Annotated in this window: 13 protein-coding genes and 1 other RNA gene; 4 read left to right on the forward strand and 10 right to left on the reverse strand. The window is 67.5% G+C overall.

What is annotated here, in order from left to right; translation table 11 throughout:
• Nucleotides 1-689: 689 nt before the first annotated feature.
• Nucleotides 690-2,243 (reverse strand): RNA-binding protein, encoded by a 1,554-nt coding sequence (locus AC3WOH_RS04570; protein WP_492228216.1) that lies wholly within the window; start codon nucleotides 2,241-2,243, stop codon nucleotides 690-692.
• Between the two features lie 198 nt (nucleotides 2,244-2,441).
• Here AC3WOH_RS04570 and rtcR point away from each other — a divergent pair, with 198 nt between their 5' ends.
• Both rtcR and rnpB read left to right on the forward strand, forming a co-directional pair.
• Complete coding sequence (gene rtcR, locus AC3WOH_RS04575; protein ID WP_492228217.1) at nucleotides 2,442-4,064, forward strand: RNA repair transcriptional activator RtcR; 1,623 nt, start codon at nucleotides 2,442-2,444, stop codon at nucleotides 4,062-4,064.
• A 10-nt stretch (nucleotides 4,065-4,074) separates the two neighbouring features.
• Nucleotides 4,075-4,524: RNase P RNA component class A (rnpB, locus tag AC3WOH_RS04580), an RNA gene on the forward strand.
• A gap of 39 nt (nucleotides 4,525-4,563) precedes the next feature.
• Here rnpB and AC3WOH_RS04585 read toward each other — a convergent pair.
• From AC3WOH_RS04585 to AC3WOH_RS04610, 6 genes are all read right to left on the reverse strand, one after another.
• Nucleotides 4,564-5,775: a M48 family metallopeptidase gene (locus AC3WOH_RS04585; protein ID WP_492228218.1), complete on the reverse strand. Its 1,212-nt coding sequence runs from the start codon at nucleotides 5,773-5,775 to the stop codon at nucleotides 4,564-4,566.
• The gene (locus AC3WOH_RS04590; protein ID WP_492228219.1) at nucleotides 5,775-7,040 is read right to left on the reverse strand and encodes a YjgN family protein; all 1,266 of its coding nucleotides are present in this window, start codon (nucleotides 7,038-7,040) and stop codon (nucleotides 5,775-5,777) included. Before AC3WOH_RS04590 ends, AC3WOH_RS04585 begins: the two co-directional genes overlap by 1 nt.
• A gap of 105 nt (nucleotides 7,041-7,145) precedes the next feature.
• The gene (locus AC3WOH_RS04595) at nucleotides 7,146-7,934 is read right to left on the reverse strand and encodes an rRNA pseudouridine synthase (RefSeq protein ID WP_492228220.1); all 789 of its coding nucleotides are present in this window, start codon (nucleotides 7,932-7,934) and stop codon (nucleotides 7,146-7,148) included.
• Nucleotides 7,935-8,011: 77 nt separating this feature from the next.
• Nucleotides 8,012-9,688: an MBL fold metallo-hydrolase gene (locus AC3WOH_RS04600; RefSeq protein WP_492228221.1), complete on the reverse strand. Its 1,677-nt coding sequence runs from the start codon at nucleotides 9,686-9,688 to the stop codon at nucleotides 8,012-8,014.
• Nucleotides 9,689-9,730: 42 nt separating this feature from the next.
• On the reverse strand, nucleotides 9,731-10,483 hold the full coding sequence (locus AC3WOH_RS04605; RefSeq protein ID WP_492228222.1) for a maleate cis-trans isomerase family protein: 753 nt from the start codon (nucleotides 10,481-10,483) through the stop codon (nucleotides 9,731-9,733).
• 95 nt (nucleotides 10,484-10,578) lie between these two features.
• Nucleotides 10,579-11,541, reverse strand: a complete 963-nt coding sequence (locus tag AC3WOH_RS04610; RefSeq protein ID WP_492228223.1) for a Bug family tripartite tricarboxylate transporter substrate binding protein — start codon at nucleotides 11,539-11,541, stop codon at nucleotides 10,579-10,581.
• Between the two features lie 101 nt (nucleotides 11,542-11,642).
• Here AC3WOH_RS04610 and AC3WOH_RS04615 point away from each other — a divergent pair, with 101 nt between their 5' ends.
• Complete coding sequence (locus AC3WOH_RS04615; protein ID WP_492228224.1) at nucleotides 11,643-12,512, forward strand: LysR substrate-binding domain-containing protein; 870 nt, start codon at nucleotides 11,643-11,645, stop codon at nucleotides 12,510-12,512.
• Between the two features lie 9 nt (nucleotides 12,513-12,521).
• Here the strand turns inward: AC3WOH_RS04615 and dkgB are convergent, their stop codons facing one another.
• Both dkgB and AC3WOH_RS04625 read right to left on the reverse strand, forming a co-directional pair.
• Nucleotides 12,522-13,334, reverse strand: a complete 813-nt coding sequence (dkgB, locus tag AC3WOH_RS04620; RefSeq protein WP_492228225.1) for a 2,5-didehydrogluconate reductase DkgB — start codon at nucleotides 13,332-13,334, stop codon at nucleotides 12,522-12,524.
• Nucleotides 13,335-13,372: 38 nt separating this feature from the next.
• Nucleotides 13,373-14,575, reverse strand: a complete 1,203-nt coding sequence (locus tag AC3WOH_RS04625; protein ID WP_492228226.1) for an MFS transporter — start codon at nucleotides 14,573-14,575, stop codon at nucleotides 13,373-13,375.
• A gap of 112 nt (nucleotides 14,576-14,687) precedes the next feature.
• Here AC3WOH_RS04625 and AC3WOH_RS04630 point away from each other — a divergent pair, with 112 nt between their 5' ends.
• A complete protein-coding gene (locus tag AC3WOH_RS04630; RefSeq protein ID WP_492228227.1) occupies nucleotides 14,688-15,572 on the forward strand; it encodes a LysR substrate-binding domain-containing protein in 885 nt (294 codons plus the stop codon).
• On the opposite strand, the gene AC3WOH_RS04635 is transcribed toward AC3WOH_RS04630, so the two are convergent.
• Nucleotides 15,569-16,276: a glutathione S-transferase N-terminal domain-containing protein gene (locus tag AC3WOH_RS04635; RefSeq protein ID WP_492228228.1), complete on the reverse strand. Its 708-nt coding sequence runs from the start codon at nucleotides 16,274-16,276 to the stop codon at nucleotides 15,569-15,571. The genes AC3WOH_RS04630 and AC3WOH_RS04635 overlap by 4 nt on opposite strands.
• Between the last annotated feature and the right edge of the window lie 69 nt (nucleotides 16,277-16,345).

Below are 16,345 nucleotides of genomic sequence, written 5' to 3' on the forward strand. Positions count from 1 at the left end.
AGAGGTGACGAGAAGCGGAGGGTTGTGAACTGAGCTACCTGCAACGCAGGCCGGGATTCGGACCCGGGACCTCCATGGCCGCGGCCATGGCGCTCTTCCTGTAAACCCACCTGCATTCACCTCATAAAACTGCAGCCAGGCCATCTCTTTGCGACAAGGGGGGGATGAAACGGCTTGCTCTACCAGCTGAGCTACCGCCGCTGTTGCCAGCGGGCGGACGGGGATCGAACCCGCGACACAGTAGTACCATCTGCATTCGTCAAAGAAACGCCAAACTCTTCGGTTGACAAAAAGCAGCGACAAGATCGATGAAACGTTTTGCGTGCTCTATCCACTGAGCTACGGCTTTGCAACCGGCAGGATTCGAACCTGCGACCCCGAGATTAATAGTCTGTAGTTTCACCAGCATTCGCTGCAAAAAAGCAGTGCGACAAGAACGGCAAGACATCGACCGCGCCGCCGAAGCGGCGCTGGGATTCGAACCCCGGTCCAACCAGATGTAGTCCTGCCTGCATTCGCACATAACCTGGGTCCCCGTTCGGCGACAAACGGTGGGTGTGACTGGCTTTGGATGTAGTCACACCTGCATTCGCCGAACGACGACGTTCAATCATTCATCCATCATTCCTTCCTTCCTTCCTTCCTTCGGATCGGGAGCCGCAGACGCTGGTCCGCGGCTCCCTCTCACTTCAGATCGAGGTTTCCTCGATCACTCCCACCCAGTGGTCAGCGCCCAGCCCGCCAGCTGCGTACAGGGCCAGCAGGGTGAACACTTCGTCGCTGAAGCCGCCGATGTTCAGCACATCGTCGCGCTCCTGCGCCTGGGTGGTCGCATGGGGCTGGATGTCGATGCACACCAGCCGTGCCGCCGGGTTGCGCGACTTGAACAGGGCCCACTCCTTCATCGTTGCCGTCGAGCGGCCACGTGCCGAGTCGGCCCACGACTCGTTGTCGGACACCAGCACCACCAGATCAGCCTGCGCCTTCTCCTGGTTCAGCAGGGCCAGCGGCGCGCTGCACGCCGTCCCGCCGCCACCAATGGCGGCCAGCTTGGACGCATTCGTCATCACCGAGTCCCGCGGGTTGAGCTGCAGTGCAACCACCTTCGTCTCGAACGGCAGCACGCGGGCATCGGCGTTCTTGCGCAGCACTGCGGCGGCCACCAGGGCGGCGACGTCGATGCAGCGCACGGCCGTCGTGGCACCCTTGCGGTAGCCCGTGACTGGCGAGCCCATGGAGCCCGACACGTCGGGGCAGACCACCACCCGGCCCGCGAACTGCGGCACGTTGGCCAGCGCCAGTTCCATCGCGTCCTGCAGGGCTTCCTTCACCACCGTCGGCACCTCGGGGCCGGCTGCGGTGTAGGCCGCCATCAGCTGGTACGGCAGCACCCGTGCCTTGGCAACGGCCTGAGGATCACGCAGCTTCGCGGCCACCGCATCGGCCACGCCAGGCAATGCGAACACGCCGTGGCGGGCAAAGGTGTTCAGGTTCTGGCGCACCATCTGCCACGAGCCGTGCTCTGCGATGCGTGCCCAGGCCTGGGCATCCAGCTCCAGTGCGGTCAGCATCTGGAAGGGGACGTCCGGCACCTCGGCGGCCTGGTCGCGCTTGTAGCGCTCGAAGGCCTGTGTCAGCGGTGGCAGGGCTGCTGCGTCATAGGGGCGGCCGATCAGCCAGGCGAACCAGGCTGCACGCCATGCCTCGGCAGGCTTGGGGTGAACCATCTTCACCACATCCGCCAGCGAGGGCGTGGTGCCCACCGATGCGTTCAGCAGCTGTGCCTCGGTCGCCGAGAGCAGCCACTGCTGCACCAGCTTCTTGGGGCGGGTTCCCAGCGACTTGCGGCCTGTGGCGCCCGAGCGCAGCATCTGCACGAAGTTGCGCAGCATCTTGCCGTTGTCCACCACGCGGCCGAACACCTGCGCCAGAAGTCCGACGTCCCGTTGGGCCAGCGAGGCTGCCAGCAGCGCCGGCATGTCCTTCATGTGGCCGGCCCGGCGGGCATACACGGCCGTCTTGGCCACGAACACGGGGTCCACGTCAGCAGCCAGGGCCAACATGGTGTCGAGCTGGTCCTCGGCCTTGGCGTAGAACGTGTTGTTCAGGCAGCCCGTGGCCGCCAGCTGGGCCAGGCGGTGCTTGGGCGACAGCAGATACGCTGCGCCGCCGGCCTCGTTCAGGGCATTGGCGGTGGGCACCAGGGTGCCGCGCAGCGTCTGGAACAGTTGGGTGTTGACCATGTTGAACTCCTGAAATTTTGTCTTCTTGTCGGTTTCGGAGTATTCATTGCAATGGGTGTGCCAACGGCTTGGCGTGTACGGTGAAATTGATGCAAGTGATTGATTTGCTTGGTTATTTTTGATTTCTGGAGAATTTTTGCCGTTGGTTGTGGTGATGTAGAATTTGAAAATACTATTTATTGGGCTAGTTTTTTATCCATGAAGAAGGTCGTCGTCATTGGCTTTCTTGGCACCCAGCTCGATTCGGGCAAGGGCGCAGGCCGCTGGGAGAAGTGGCGGCCCACCGTCTCACTGGTGCAGCACGAGGACATGGTGGTGCAGCGCCTGGAGCTGCTGTACACGCCGGCCCACCACGAACTCGCGCACCAGGTGCGCAACGACATTGCCATTGCCTCGCCGGAGACCACGGTGCGGCTGGTGCCCATGGAGATCGCCGACCCCTGGGACTTCGGCGAGGTCTATGCCAAGCTTTTCGACTGGACGCAGGCCTACCGCTTCGACACCGAGCGCGAGGAGTACTGGACCCACATCACCACCGGCACGCACGTGGCGCAGATCTGCCTGTTCCTGCTGGTGGAGTCGCGGCGCATTCCGGGCGTGCTGGCGCAGACTTCGCCGCCGCGGCGCCAGCAGATGGGCGACCCGGGCAGCTATGCGCTGATCGACCTGGACCTGTCGCGCTACGACGTGATCGCCCAGCGCTTTGGCGCCGAGCAGCGCGATGCGGTGGACTTCCTCAAGAGCGGCATCGCCACGCGCAATGCGCGCTTCAACGCGCTGATCGACGAGGTGGAGCGTGTGGCGGTGCGCTCGCGCGCGCCCATCCTGTTCACCGGGCCCACGGGGGCGGGCAAGTCGCATCTGGCGCGGCGCATGTACGAGCTCAAGAAGGCCCGCCACCAGGTGGAGGGCGAATTCGTGGAGGTCAACTGCGCCACCCTGCATGGCGATGGGGCTGCGTCCACGCTGTTCGGCCACAAGAAGGGGGCTTTCACGGGTGCTGCGGCCGACCGGGCGGGTCTGCTGCGCACGGCGCACAAGGGCGTGCTGTTCCTCGACGAGATCGGCGAGCTGGGCCTGGACGAGCAGGCCATGCTGCTCAAGGCAGTGGAGGAAAAGCGCTTCTACCCCATGGGCAGCGACCGCGAGGTGGCCAGCGATTTCGAGCTGATCGCCGGCACCAACCGCGACCTGCGCACCGAGGTGGCGGCCGGGCGCTTCCGTGAAGACCTGTACGCGCGCATCAACCTCTGGAGTTACCAGTTGCCCGGCCTGGCCCAGCGGCCCGAGGACATCGAGCCCAACCTGGACCACCTGCTGGCGCGCACCGGCGCGGAGCTGGGCCGCACGGTGCGCCTGTCGGCCGAGGCGCGCACCGCCTACCTGCGCTATGCCCAGTCGCCCGATGCGCTGTGGAGCGGCAACTTCCGCGACCTCTCGGCCAGCGCCACGCGCCTGGCCACCCTGGCCGACGGCGGCCGCATCGGCCTGCCCCTGGTGGAGGCCGAGATCGCGCGCCTGCAATGGCTGTGGCAGCCGGCCAGGGAAGCGCGCGATGGCCTGGGGGCGGGTGGGGATGCCATTGATCTGGGTACGCTGCTGGACGCTGCCCAGATCGAGGCCATGGACTTGTTCGACCAGCTCCAGCTGGCCGCCGTACTGCGCGCATGCCGGCAGGCGCGCACTCTGTCCGAAGCGGGGCGCCAGTTGTTCCAGGCCTCGCGCGCGCAGCGTACGGTGGTCAACGATGCCGACCGCCTGCGCAAATACCTGGCGCGATTTGACCTTACGTGGGAGCGCGCCAGCTCCGGTGAACGATAATCCACCCCGTGAAGCGCGCCAGACCGCCGCTGGTGCAATCTGGGAAACCAGGCACTGGAGGAACGTCCGGACTGCACAGGACAGCGTAGCAGCTAACGGCTGCCCACCGTGAGGTGAGGATCAGAGCAACAGAGACGAGTCTAGACAGGTGCCTGTACGAGGTGTTCTGTGAGGCGCCAGCGCAAGCTGGCGAGAGGACAGCGATAGCTGTCCGAACCTGGCGAAAGCCAGGTCCGAACAGCCACCCCAAACAGGCAGCGGGCATGCCCGCAGCCTGTTTGGGGTGAAACGGGCAATCTCTACGCGCAGCAATACCAAGTAGGCCAGCGTTGATGTGGTTCCGCAGAGCTGGCGGGTAGGTAGCATCGAGCCGGTGTGGCGACACCCGGCCCAGAGTAATGGCGGTCACGCCGCGGGCAACCGCGGTGCACAGAATCCGGCTTATCGGCGCGCTTCACACTTAATTCCACGGCCGGTCTTGCCGGCGCAGCCCAGCGCTTCAGGCAGGCTTGGGGCAGTGCATCGCATGCCCTTGCTCCAGCTCCTTGGCGCGCTCCACGGTATCGGGGTGGCTGCTGAGCAGGGACCATACCGGGCCCATGGCCTCCAGCTCTTGCTTCTTCGCTGCGGTGGTCTCCGCCGGAGCACTCGCGCCTTCCTTGGCTGCGGTGGCGGCTTTCTTCTTGTAGGCCTTTTCTTCGTCGTCCTCTTCCTGCGCAATGGCCAGCAACAGCTTGCCCATCGGTGCAGTAGGCAGTTTTGCGTGGCCCATCAGCGCAATGGCAAAGCAGTCGGCTTCACGTTCGTGGTTGCGGCTGTAGGCCAGGCCCGTGAGCACCGAGGCGCCGGTGGAGACGATGCCCGACACGTCGCCGAGCGCCAGCCCCATGCCCATCTGCAGCACGCCCTGTTGCACGATCATGCGCGTGGTGTGGCGGTTGGCGACGTGGCCGATCTCGTGGGCCAGCACGCCGATCAGGGCATCGTCATTGAGCCCCTGCTTCTCGGCCGCCTTGGCCAGGCCATCGGTCATCACCACGGTCCCACCGGGCAGGGCAAAGGCGTTGGCGCCCATGCCCGAGCGGAACGACAGGGTGTAGGTGGGCCGGTAGCCCGGGTAGCGTTGCAGCCCGGTGGGGACCTGCTGCACCAGGTCATTGAACCGGGCCTGCAGCTGGGCCTGGCGCTCCTTGGACAGCTTGCTGGGCTTGAGCGTGCCCTTGTCCATCTGCGTGAGCACATTGCTCGCCACGCTGGTTTCCCATGACACGGGTACGAAGCGCGTGAGCTCCGTGGCCGCCCAGGGCGTGCCATAGCGGTAGAACAGGGTCAGCCCGACGATGGCGACGGCCGTCACCCCCAGCAGCATGGGCCAGCGCGTCTGCATGCGCTCGGCCAGGCCGGGGCGGGCGCCCGCGGCCGCCAGGGCGGCATGCCATTGGGCCACGGCATCGATCTCCAGGCTGCCATGGTCGCGCAGGTCCACCACCGCGCGCTGCTGCGGGCGGCGATCGCTCCAAGCCTCGGGCCAGCCTACCTCGTTCCAGGGGAACACCGAGGGCGCAGCGCCGGGCTGCGACAGCGGGTGCAAAGCCAGCGAGGGGCCCTTGGGCGTGGGCTGCAGGCCCACCAGCACGGGCCTGGCCTGGCTGCTCAGGCCGTCGAACCAGCGCCCAGGTACGAGGTCCACCGAAGGGGCTGCCGTGTCCATCAGCCGATCAGGTCCAGGCCTGCCGCATCGGCCAGCGCGTCACCAATGCCGCCTTCCTTCTGCTGGCGCACCATCGCACTGGTGACCTGGTCGACGCCGCCCTTGACGTGCAGGGTGACGGACTCGGCCTTCATGCGGTACTCGTTCACGCGGGCGAAGGGGCGGTACAGGCCCAGGGTGAGCAGGGTCATGAACAGGTTCTTGATGCGCAGCAGCATGAAGCTGCTTGTGCGCAGCTGGCATTTGAAGCGCGCCACCTGGCTCAGCCCGATGTTGTCCCACATGAGCTGGAACATGCGCGCCTCGCGGTAGGCCCGCGCCGGTGCCGAAGCCATGAACAGAAAGAAAATCCCGCCGAAAAGACTCACCGCCATCAAGATGACCATCCACGGCCCCGAAGTGTCACCGCGCATGACCAGGGTGATCGCGGCGCTCACCAGTCCGAACATCGCTGCACTGATGACGGCCACCAGCAGGATGAAAACCACCACCGTCGCCAGCCAGATCTTGACGAAATCCATGTACACCGGCTTCCAGCGGCCGGTTTCATTGCCCACCTGGGCGCGCAGCACCAGCAGGCTCTTGTAGTTGAATTCAAGGCGGATGACGCAGGTGATCGACAGCAACAAACCCAGGGCGATCAGACCCCAGATGCCGGCCGCCATGGTGGGCAGGTCGGCATCGCCGCTTTCGTCAGCGGCCAGTTCCCGCAGTGCGTCAGCCGACTCGGGAGCCAGGTACTGGATGCCGAAGAACACGCCAAACCACACCAGGGCAATGGCGAACACGGGCCAACTGGCCTTGTAGACCTCGCGCCAGGAGGCCGTGAACTGCAGGCGCAGGCCGCGCCAGCGCGTGGAGCCCAGGCGAAAGCGCATGGCGCTGCCCCAGATGAAGGGCGAGAGCAGGGCGCCCACCAGCAGGAACACCCCCACGGCGGTGTCCTGACCGGTGTTGACGGCGATCTGGTAGGCAATCGTGAGCATCACCAGGATGATGAAACCCTTGACCATGCGGCTTTGCTGGGCCGTGAATTCGAGCGGGCTGCCAGCCACCAGGGTGTGGCCGTAGAAATACTGGGCCGTGCGCCGCCGCGCCCAGGGGGTGTAGAGGCCCAGGGTGAGGATGGTCAGCAGCACGTTGACGATCCATACCCGGAAGTATTCACCGCCGCTGCCGGTGAATTCGAGCGGGTGTGCGTCGATTCCCTGCGGCGCGAAGGCCGAGGCGGGCGCCGCACCGGCCCCTGTTTGCTGATGGTCCATGGACTCGCTCCCTCCTGTTTGGAAGGCAGTGTATCAGCGGCCTGTGGCGCCCTGCCATCCCTCGGAATGGTGATTGCTCACTTTTTGGTAGCTAGAGAGCTCCGCTCAGAATCGTTCCCAGGGCTGCAGATAGCGCCACTGGCCCTCGGGCACCTTGGCCAGGGGCACGCGGCCGATGCGGATGCGCTTCATGCCCACCACGCGCAGGCCGACGGCCTCGCACATGGCCGGAATCTGGCCCGGGCGGATGCCCTTGAGTGCAAAGCGCAGGCGGGTCTCGTTTTGCCAACTGACCTTGATGGGGGGCAGCGGCCGGCCGTTGAACGACAGGCCGTGGCACAGCCGCTGCAGGCCGTTGGCCGCGATCTCGCCGGCCACCTCCACGATGCACTCCTGCTCCAGCGACTCGATGTCCTCGGCCAGCTTGCGCGCGATGCGCCGGTCCTGGGTGTAGACCACCAGACCGCTGGCCTCGGTGGGCAGGGGTGTGAAGCATTCGAGCTGGCGGAAGTGGCGCTGCAGCACGCGGATGCCCGAGGCGTCCTCGGGCAGGTGCGAGGCGGTCGAGAGCAGCGTCAGGGCGGGCGCGGCCCCCTGGCTGCGGCTGCCGTGCGCGGCACCGGCCTGGCCGGGAGCGCCCAGCCCGGCCTCGAAACCGGCGGGCTTGTGCAGCAGCAGGGTGACGGGCGTCAGCTCCAGCAGGCTGGCATCCGGGTCCACGGCCACGCTCTGGTGCGGCGCCACACGCGCGCCGGGGGCTTCGACGACGGCGCCATCGACGCTCACGAAACCGCCTTCGATGAATTGTTCGGCCGTGCTGCGCGAACAGTCGAGCTGCTCGGCCACGCGCTTGGCCAGCCGGACATGGCCGGCTTCGGGGTTCTTTTCAGTCATGGTTCGATTGTCCCCTGCGCCATGGCGCAGCACATGGCCTGGATCGGGCGCAGCCCGGGCCAGGGCTGCGATGCGGCTCAAGGGGCGTTGCCATTGCCGGGCTCCAGCCCGCGGATGCGTTCGACATGCGCCAGCAGCGAGCGCTGGGCCACGGGCCACATGCGCGGCGGCACGTCGTCGTAGGCGTGCCGCACCCAGTCGTCCATGCTGCCCTGGGGCAGGGCCTGCATGGCAGCCAGCACCTTGGCTTCGCGCGCCAGGCGGTGGGCTTTCAGGCGGGCGATCGCGCTGCGCGCCTCGCCCAGCACGTAGCCATGCGCGGGCAGGATGAACTGGGCCTGGTGGGCTTCGCAGGCTGCGTCCAGCGCGTCCAGCGAATCGAGGTAGTCCGCCATGTTGCCGTCCGGCGGGTCGATCACCGTGGTGCTGCCGTTGAGGATGTGGTCGCCGCTGAACAGCAGGCCGTCTTCCTCGAGCATCAGGCACAGGTGGTTGGCTGCGTGGCCGGGGGTGTGGATCACCTGCAGGGTGTGGCTGGTGGCGGGGTCGGGTACCTGGGCGGACAGCACCAGCCTCTCGCCATGGGCGAGCTCGCGCTCCGGCGTGAAGGCGCTGGCCACCCGGGCCGTGGGGGCCGAGCGCAGGCCCAGGATGGGCGGTGCGCTCTGGCCCGCACGTGCGCACAGGGCTTGCAGCGGGGCTGCCCCCGGGGAGTGGTCGGGGTGCGAATGCGTGCAGACGATGGCGCGGATGTCGCCGCCCGCAGCGCGCCAGAGCTTTTCCAGGTGCTCGATGTCGGCCGGGCCGGGGTCGATGGCGATGAAGCCGGTGGTCGGGTCGCCCACCAGGTAGCTGTTGGTGCCCGGGCCGGTCATCACGCCGGAGTTGGGGGCCGTGAGGCGCTGCACATTCTTGAGCAGGGGCACGGGGTGGTCGGTCTGCCAGTCCAGCGGGTGCACTATCTGCCCGTCGGGGCAGACCAGGGCCAGTTCGCCGAAGGGCATCTCGTCTTCCATGTAGCGCGCCTCCTTGCCGGCCAAGAGGCCCGCGCGCGGGCAGCTCACCCACAGCGGCTGCTCGCCCGCAAGGGCATCCAGCACCGCCTGGGTGTTCTTGAATTTGGCCAGCCGCTGCAGCGTGCGGATGGTCGGGAAGATCATGAAGAACTGGCCTGCCTCGTGGCGCGCGATGGCATCCGCCGGGCGCACCCACACGGGCTCGAACTGCTCGGCCTCGTCGGCTACCGGGGTCTGGCCTTCGGGCATGCGGGCTGCGAGAAACGGTACCTCGAAACGCCGCGGCAGGTCGCGGTCGGCCGTCCAGTAGGCCAGCAGGTAGACGCTGTCGGCCGCCAGGCGCAGGCCGCGCGCCTCGCACTGTGTGGCAAAGGGGGCGCTGCGGTCCAGGGCGGCAATGTCGGCGGCGTCGGCCATGCGGCCGTCGGCGTGGCGTGCCAGCAGCACGCCCAGTTCCTCGAAGCTCTCGCGGATGGCGGCGATCGCCTGCGTCAGGTGCAGGTCGCTCTGGGCCGGCCGGCGATCCGCCACGTGGTGCGACTGGGCGTCCAGCGCATCGATGCCGCCGCCCGGGAAGACATAGGCGCCCGGGGCAAAGCTGGCGTTGGGCGAGCGCCGCGTCATCAGCACCTCCAGCGCACCGTCGCCCTCGGCATCGCGCAGCAGCAGCACGGTGGCGGCCAGGCGCGTGGGGACGGGTTCGCGGTGGGGATGGAGTTGTTGGCTTGGGCGGGGCATGGGGCCATTATCGGGTTTTGCCCCGCCCCCTGCAGGGCGCGGTCAGTACCTGCCGCTCAGCAAGGCGCCTGCGTTGGGTACCCGGGTTTCCAGCCCCAGGCGCTTGAGCATGGCCCAGGTGGTGCAGGCGGCTGCCGACACCACGGGAATGCCCAGCCGGTCCTGCGCCACCTGCACCGACGCCAGCGAAGGCATCTGCACGCAGGCCGAGATCACGACCACGTCCACGCCACGAGTGTCCAGACGCTGCACGATCTGCGCGGGCGCGGCCGGGTCCTGCGCGCCCACCTCCAAGTTGTCGGCAATCTCCAGCGACAGGCGGTCGTGCACTGCGATGCCCTCGTGCTCGATGTAGTCCACCACCAGCTGGGTCAGCGGCTTCATGTACGGGGTCAGCACCGAGACCTTCTTCGCGCCCATGGCCTTGAGCCCTTCGACCAGGGCTCCGGCGCTCGACACCACGGGCGCGGGCTTGCCGTTGGCCACGGTGACTTCGTGCAGCCGCTTCTCGGACAGGCGGTGGTAGCCCAGGCCCATGCTCATGATGGCCACCAGGCAGGCGTAACCCATCACGTCCATCTTGCCGTCCGACAGTTCCAGCGCGCAGCGGTCGGAATCGCGGTCCATGGCGGCCAGTTCTTCCTTGGTGACCTTCTGCATGCGCATGCGGCTGGCGTGGAAGCTGAAGCGCTCGGGCAGGATCTGCTCGCGGGCGCGCAGCATGGCGGGGATCTCGGTCTCCATGGTGGTGTTGGAGCTGGGCACGATCTGCCCGATGCGGTAGGTGCGTTGCATGGCGGGGGCCTTTCAGGAAAAAAATGGCAAAGCGCTGCCCTGCCCGGCACGCGGGGCGCCGGGAATGGGGTCACGGAGGTGCGGTAGTCGGCGGGTTAGTCGGCCTTGATGCCGGCGGACTTGATGGTCTTGGCCCAGTAAGCGGTTTCGGTCTTCACGAGGTCACCGAGCGCCTCGGGCGGCAGGTAGCGCAGCTCGATGCCAGCGGCATCGGCGCGCTGGCGCGTCTCGGGCATCTCCAGGGCCTTCTTCACGTCGGCCGTGAGCTTGGTGACCACGGCGGGCGGCGTGGCGGCCGGGGCGAACAGGCCCACCCAGGCTTCGAGCTTGAAGTCGGGCATGCCGGCTTCGGCCACGGTCGGCACATTGGGCAGGCCGGGGTGGCGCTTGCTGCCGGTCACGGCGAAGGCCTTGAGCTTGCCGCTCAGCACATGCTGCATCACGGAAGGCGGCGTGGTGATGAACACCTGCACCTGGCCGGCCAGCACGTCGGCCACGGCCGGGCCCGAGCCGCGGTAGGGGATGTGGGTCATGAAGGTGCCGCTCTGCTGCTTGAAGATCTCGGTGCCGATGTGCGAGAGCGAGCCGTTGCCCTGCGATGCGTAGTTCACCTTGCCCGGGTTGGCCTTGAGGTAGGCGATGAATTCCTTGAGGTTGTTGCCCGGTACCGAGGGGTGGGCGGCGATCACGTTGGTGGCCACGGTGAGCAGGGCCACCGGGGCGAAGTCCTTGGCCTCCCAGGGCAGGCTGGGGGTGAGTGCCGGGTTGCCAACGTGGTAGGCCGAGTACGAGATCAGCAGGTTGTAGCCATCGGCCTTGGCGCGGGCCACGGCGCCGTAGGCCACGTTGCCGCTGCCGCCCGCCTTGTTGTCGATCACCACGGGCTGGCCCAGCACGCGCGCCAGGGGCTCGTTGAGCAGCCGGGCCGAGGTGTCCACGACCCCGCCGGGCGGGTTGGGCACGGTGAGCGTGATGGCCTTGCTGGGGTAGTTGTCCTGGGCCATGGCCAAGCCTGACAGGGCAAGCGTGGCAGCCATCAGGCTGTGTGGGATCTTCATGGTCGTCTCCGCCGGGTTGTTGTGGTCTGGGCGTATTGTCGAAACGGCGGGGTTTGCAGTCCAATATATTGTTGGTCTTGATTTAGACCGAGAAAGTATCAATGGAACTGCGGCACCTGCGTTACTTCATTGCCCTGGCCGAAGAGCTGAGCTTCACGCGCGCCGCGCAGCGCCTGCATGTCTCGCAGCCGCCGCTGAGCCTGCAGATCGCCCAGCTCGAAGAGGAATTGGGCGCCCAACTGTTCGTGCGCACCAGCCGGCGCGTGGAGCTCACACTGGCCGGCCAGGCCTACCTGGTCGATGCGCGTGCCGTGCTGGAGCGGCTGGGCACGGCGCGCCAGCGCGTGGCGGCCATCGGCCAGGGGCAGGCCGGGCGCATCGAGGTGGGGCTGTCGGGCTCGCATTTCCTCGGGCCGTTTCCGGCCGCGCTGGCGCGCTACCGGCAAAGCCACCCGGGCGTGGACGTGGTGTTGCACGAGATGCAGCCCTCGCTGCAGCAGGCGGCACTGCGCGACAAGCGCATCGACGTGGGCATCTCGCGCACGGCCGTCAATGACGACCAGCTCGCCAGCACCCTGCTGTGGCCCGACCCGGTGGTCGCGGCCCTGCCGCCGGGCCACCCGCTGGCCGCGCGCAAGGCGCTGGCCTTGCGGGACCTGCGCAGCGAAACCTTCGTGATGCTGCGCCGCGACTCGTCGGCCCATGCCGAGCACATGGTGCAGTGCTGCGTGCAGGCCGGCTTTGCGCCGCGGGTGGCGCAGACCACGGTGGAGCTGGCGGCCGTGCTGAGCCTGGTGGCCGCGGGGCTGGGTGTGGCCCTGGTGCCGTCTTCGCTGGGCACGCTGTTCGGGCCCCGCGTGGTGTTCAAGCCTCTGGGCGCCAAAGGACCCAGGGCTGACGTGCATGCCGTGCAGCGGCGCGACAATCACCTGGGCGTGGTGCCGGCCTTTGTGCGTGTCGTCGCGGGCTGATTGGATCGGTCAATCCCAATGGGGGGCCAGACCTTCGGGGTCAACCAGGCGGCCGCCGCGGTCCAGCGCGGCGATCTGCGCGATCTCCGCATCGCTCAGGCGCAGCTGTTGCGCCAGGAGGTTGCTGGCCAGGTTCTCGCGCCGGGTGGACGAGGGGATGACCGCGTAACCGAGCTGCAGTGCCCAGGCCAGGGCCACCTGCGCTGGGGTGGCGCCGTGCGCTTGCGCAATGGCCGCGATCACCGGGTCGCCCAGCACCTTGCCATAGGCCAGCGTCATGTACGAGGTGATGTGGATACCCTGGCTGCGGGCGAACTCGGCCACGGCACGGTTCTGCAGGTAGGGGTGCAGTTCGACCTGGTTGGTGGCGATGGCGTCGGCGCCCACGGCGGCAATGGCCTCCTGCATCAGCGCCACGGTGAAGTTGGAGACACCGATCTGCGCGGCCAGGCCCTGGGCCTTGGCTTCGGCCAGGGCACCCATGAACTCGGCCACGGGCACCGCGCCGCCGGGCGAGGGCCAGTGGATCAGCGCCAGGTCCACCTGCTCGGTGCGCAGCCTGGCCAGGCTGTCCTTGAGGCTGGGGATGAGCTTGTCGGCAGCCAGGCTCTCGGTCCAGACCTTGGTGGTGAGGAACAGTTCGCTGCGCGGCACGCCGCTGTCGGCAACGGCCTGGCCGACGGCCGCTTCGTTGCCGTAGATCTGGGCCGTGTCAATGAGGCGGTAGCCCAGGTCGAGGGCGTTGCGCACCGAGTCCATGGCGGCCTGGTCCTGCAGGCGGAAGGTACCCAGGCCGAAGGCGGGGATGGAGGAAGAAGGCATGAAGAAATACTCCGTGTGGGTGTGAAGGGGGAAGGGTGTCAGTGGCCCACGGGCACCGGGCCGTTGGCGCGCACGGGGATGCCGGCGCGGCGGTCCAGCACGCCGCTGTAGTGAGTCAATGCCAGGGAGGCCAGCACCACCAGGGCGCCGATCCAGGGGGTGTGCATGAGGCCCAGGTGCGTCACGATCAGGCCACCGGCCCAGGCGGCCCCGGCAATGCCCAGGTTGAAGGCGGCGATGTTCAGGCCCGAGGCCACGTCCACCGCCTGGGGCGTGAAGCGCTCGGCCTGCTTGACCACATAGACCTGCAGGCCCGGCACGTTGCCGAAGGCCACGGCGCCCCAGAGCAGCACGGTCACCAGCGCCAGCCAGGGGTGGGGCGCGGTGAATTGCAGCAGCAGCAACACGGCGGCCAGCAGCGCGAACACGATGCGCAGCGCAGGGATGGGGCCCAGGCGGTCGGCCAGCCGGCCGCCCCAGAGGTTGCCCACCGCGACCGACACGCCATAGACCAGCATTACCCAGCCCACGGCGCCCGCACTGAAACCCGCCACCTCGGTCAGGATGGGCGCGAGGAAGGTAAAGGGGATGAAGCTGCCGCCGTAGCCGATGGCCGTCTTGGCATAGACCAGCAGCAGGCGCGGCTCGGCCAGCACCCGGGCCTGCTGCAGCAGTGAGGCCGGTGGCGTGTGGACGATGTTGCGTGGCACGAACAGCGCACTACCGATGAAGGCGATCACTCCCAGGGCCGAGACGGCCAAAAAGGTCTCGCGCCAACCGAAATGCTGGCCGATGAAGGTGCCCAGCGGCACGCCCGTGACCAGGGCCACGGTGAGGCCGGTGAACATGGTGGCAATGGCGCTGGCGGCCTTCTCGCGCGGCACCAGGCCCGTGGCGATGGTCGAGCCGATGGAGAAGAACACCCCGTGCGCCAGGCCGGTGAGGATGCGCGCGGCGACCAGCGATTCGTAGCTCGGCGCCTGCCAGGCCAGCAGGTTGCCGGCGGTGAACAGCGCCATCAGCGACAGCAGCAGCGCCTTGCGCGGGAGCTTGCCGGTGAGGGCGGTGAGCACGGGGGCGCCGATGGCGACGCCCAGGGCATAGAGGCTTACCAGCAGGCCCGCCGAGGGGATGCTGATGGCGAGGTCGGCCGCCACGGTGGGCAAGAGGCCAACGATCACGAACTCGGTCGTGCCGATGGCGAAAGCGCTGAGCGTCAGCGCGAGCAGGGCAATGGGCATGGAACACTCCTGTGGGAATGGAAGGAGTGTCCGGACTTCGGCCTTGCAGAAAAAGGAGGTTGTCGTCGATAGATTCTTGATTTGAAGTCAAGAATAGGGGAGCATGGCGGCCATGAAAACCACCCTCGAAGAGTTGCAGGCCTTTGCCGCCGTGGTCGATGGCGGCTCCATCACCGCGGCCGCCGACCAACTGGCGCAGACCGTCTCGGGCATCAGCCGGGCGCTCTCACGGCTGGAGAAGAAGCTCGACACCACCTTGCTGCGCCGCACCACCCGGCGCATCGAGCTGACCGAGGAGGGCCAGGCCTTCCTGCAGCGCACGCGCGCCATCCTGGCGTCCATCGACGAGGCCGAGGAGAGCATGGCGGCGCGGCGCCAGCAGCCCTCGGGCCGGCTGCGCGTGAATGCGGCCACCCCGTTCATGCTGCACGCCGTGGTGCCGTTGGTGCCGGCGTTCCGCAGCGCCTACCCCGGCATCACGTTGGAACTCAACACCGACGAGATGAACATCGACCTGCTGGAGCGGCGCACCGACGTGGCCATCCGCATCGGCGCGCTGCAGGACTCGACCCTGCATGCGCGCCCGCTGTGCACCAGCCGCCTGCGTGTGCTGGCCAGCCCCGGTTACCTGGCACGCGCGGGCAAGCCGCGCAGCGTGGCCGACCTGGCGGGCCACACGCTGCTGGGCTTCAACCAGCCCGAATCGCTCAACCGCTGGCCACTGCGCGGAGCGCATGGGGACGAATGGCCCACCGTGCCCGGCCTCACCGCGTCCAGCGGCGAGACGCTGCGCCAGCTGGCGCTGCAGGGCGTGGGGGTGGTGTGCCTGTCGGACTTCATGACCGCGGGCGATCGCGAGAGCGGCCGCCTGGTGCAGGTGCTGGCGCGCGACACGGTGGACGTGCGCCAGCCGATCAATGCGGTCTACTACCGCAATACGCAGCTGGCCGCGCGCATCGCATGCTTCCTGGATTTTCTCCAGGAGAGGCTGGCTTAGCCCCGGGCAGGAATGTTCAATCCCTTGGCCACGGCGGGGCGCTCCACGAAGGCCTTCAGCACGCGCTGAACTTCCTTGAACTGGTCAAATTCCACCAGCTCTCCTGCGCCATAGAAGCCCACCAGGTTGCGCACCCAGGGCAGGGTGGCGATGTCGGCAATGGTGTAGCTGTCGCCCATGATCCACTGGCGGCCGGCCAGGCGCTGGTCCAGCACGCCGAGCAGGCGCTTGGACTCGGCCACGTAGCGGTCGCGCGGGCGCTTGTCCTCATAGTCCTTGCCGGCGAACTTGTGGAAGAAGCCGAGCTGGCCGAACATGGGGCCGACCCCGCCCATCTGCCACATCACCCATTGCAGGGCCTCATAGCGGCCTGCCGTGTCCTGCGGCAGCAGTTGGCCGGCCTTGCTGGCCAGGTAGACCAGGATGGCGCCGGACTCGAACAGCGCCAGTGGCTTGCCGTCCGGCCCGTTGGGGTCGAGGATGGCGGGGATCTTGTTGTTGGGGTTGAGCGACAGGAACTCGGGCGAGGTCTGGTCGTTGGTCTCGAAGCTCACCAGGTGCGGTTCATAGGGCAGGCCCAGCTCTTCCAGCGCGATCGACACCTTCACGCCATTGGGCGTGGGCAGCGAGTACAGCTGGATGCGGTCCGGGTGCTGGGCGGGCCACTTGCGGGTGATGGGGAAAGCGGAAAGGTCTGCTGCCATGGGTTCCTCGTTCGGGTTGCCGGAAGAAAGAAGCGCCAAGCCTAAACGCCTTGGGCTATCCGTGTGCAA

Source organism: Acidovorax sp. FW305-C-20-28, from assembly GCF_058783375.1.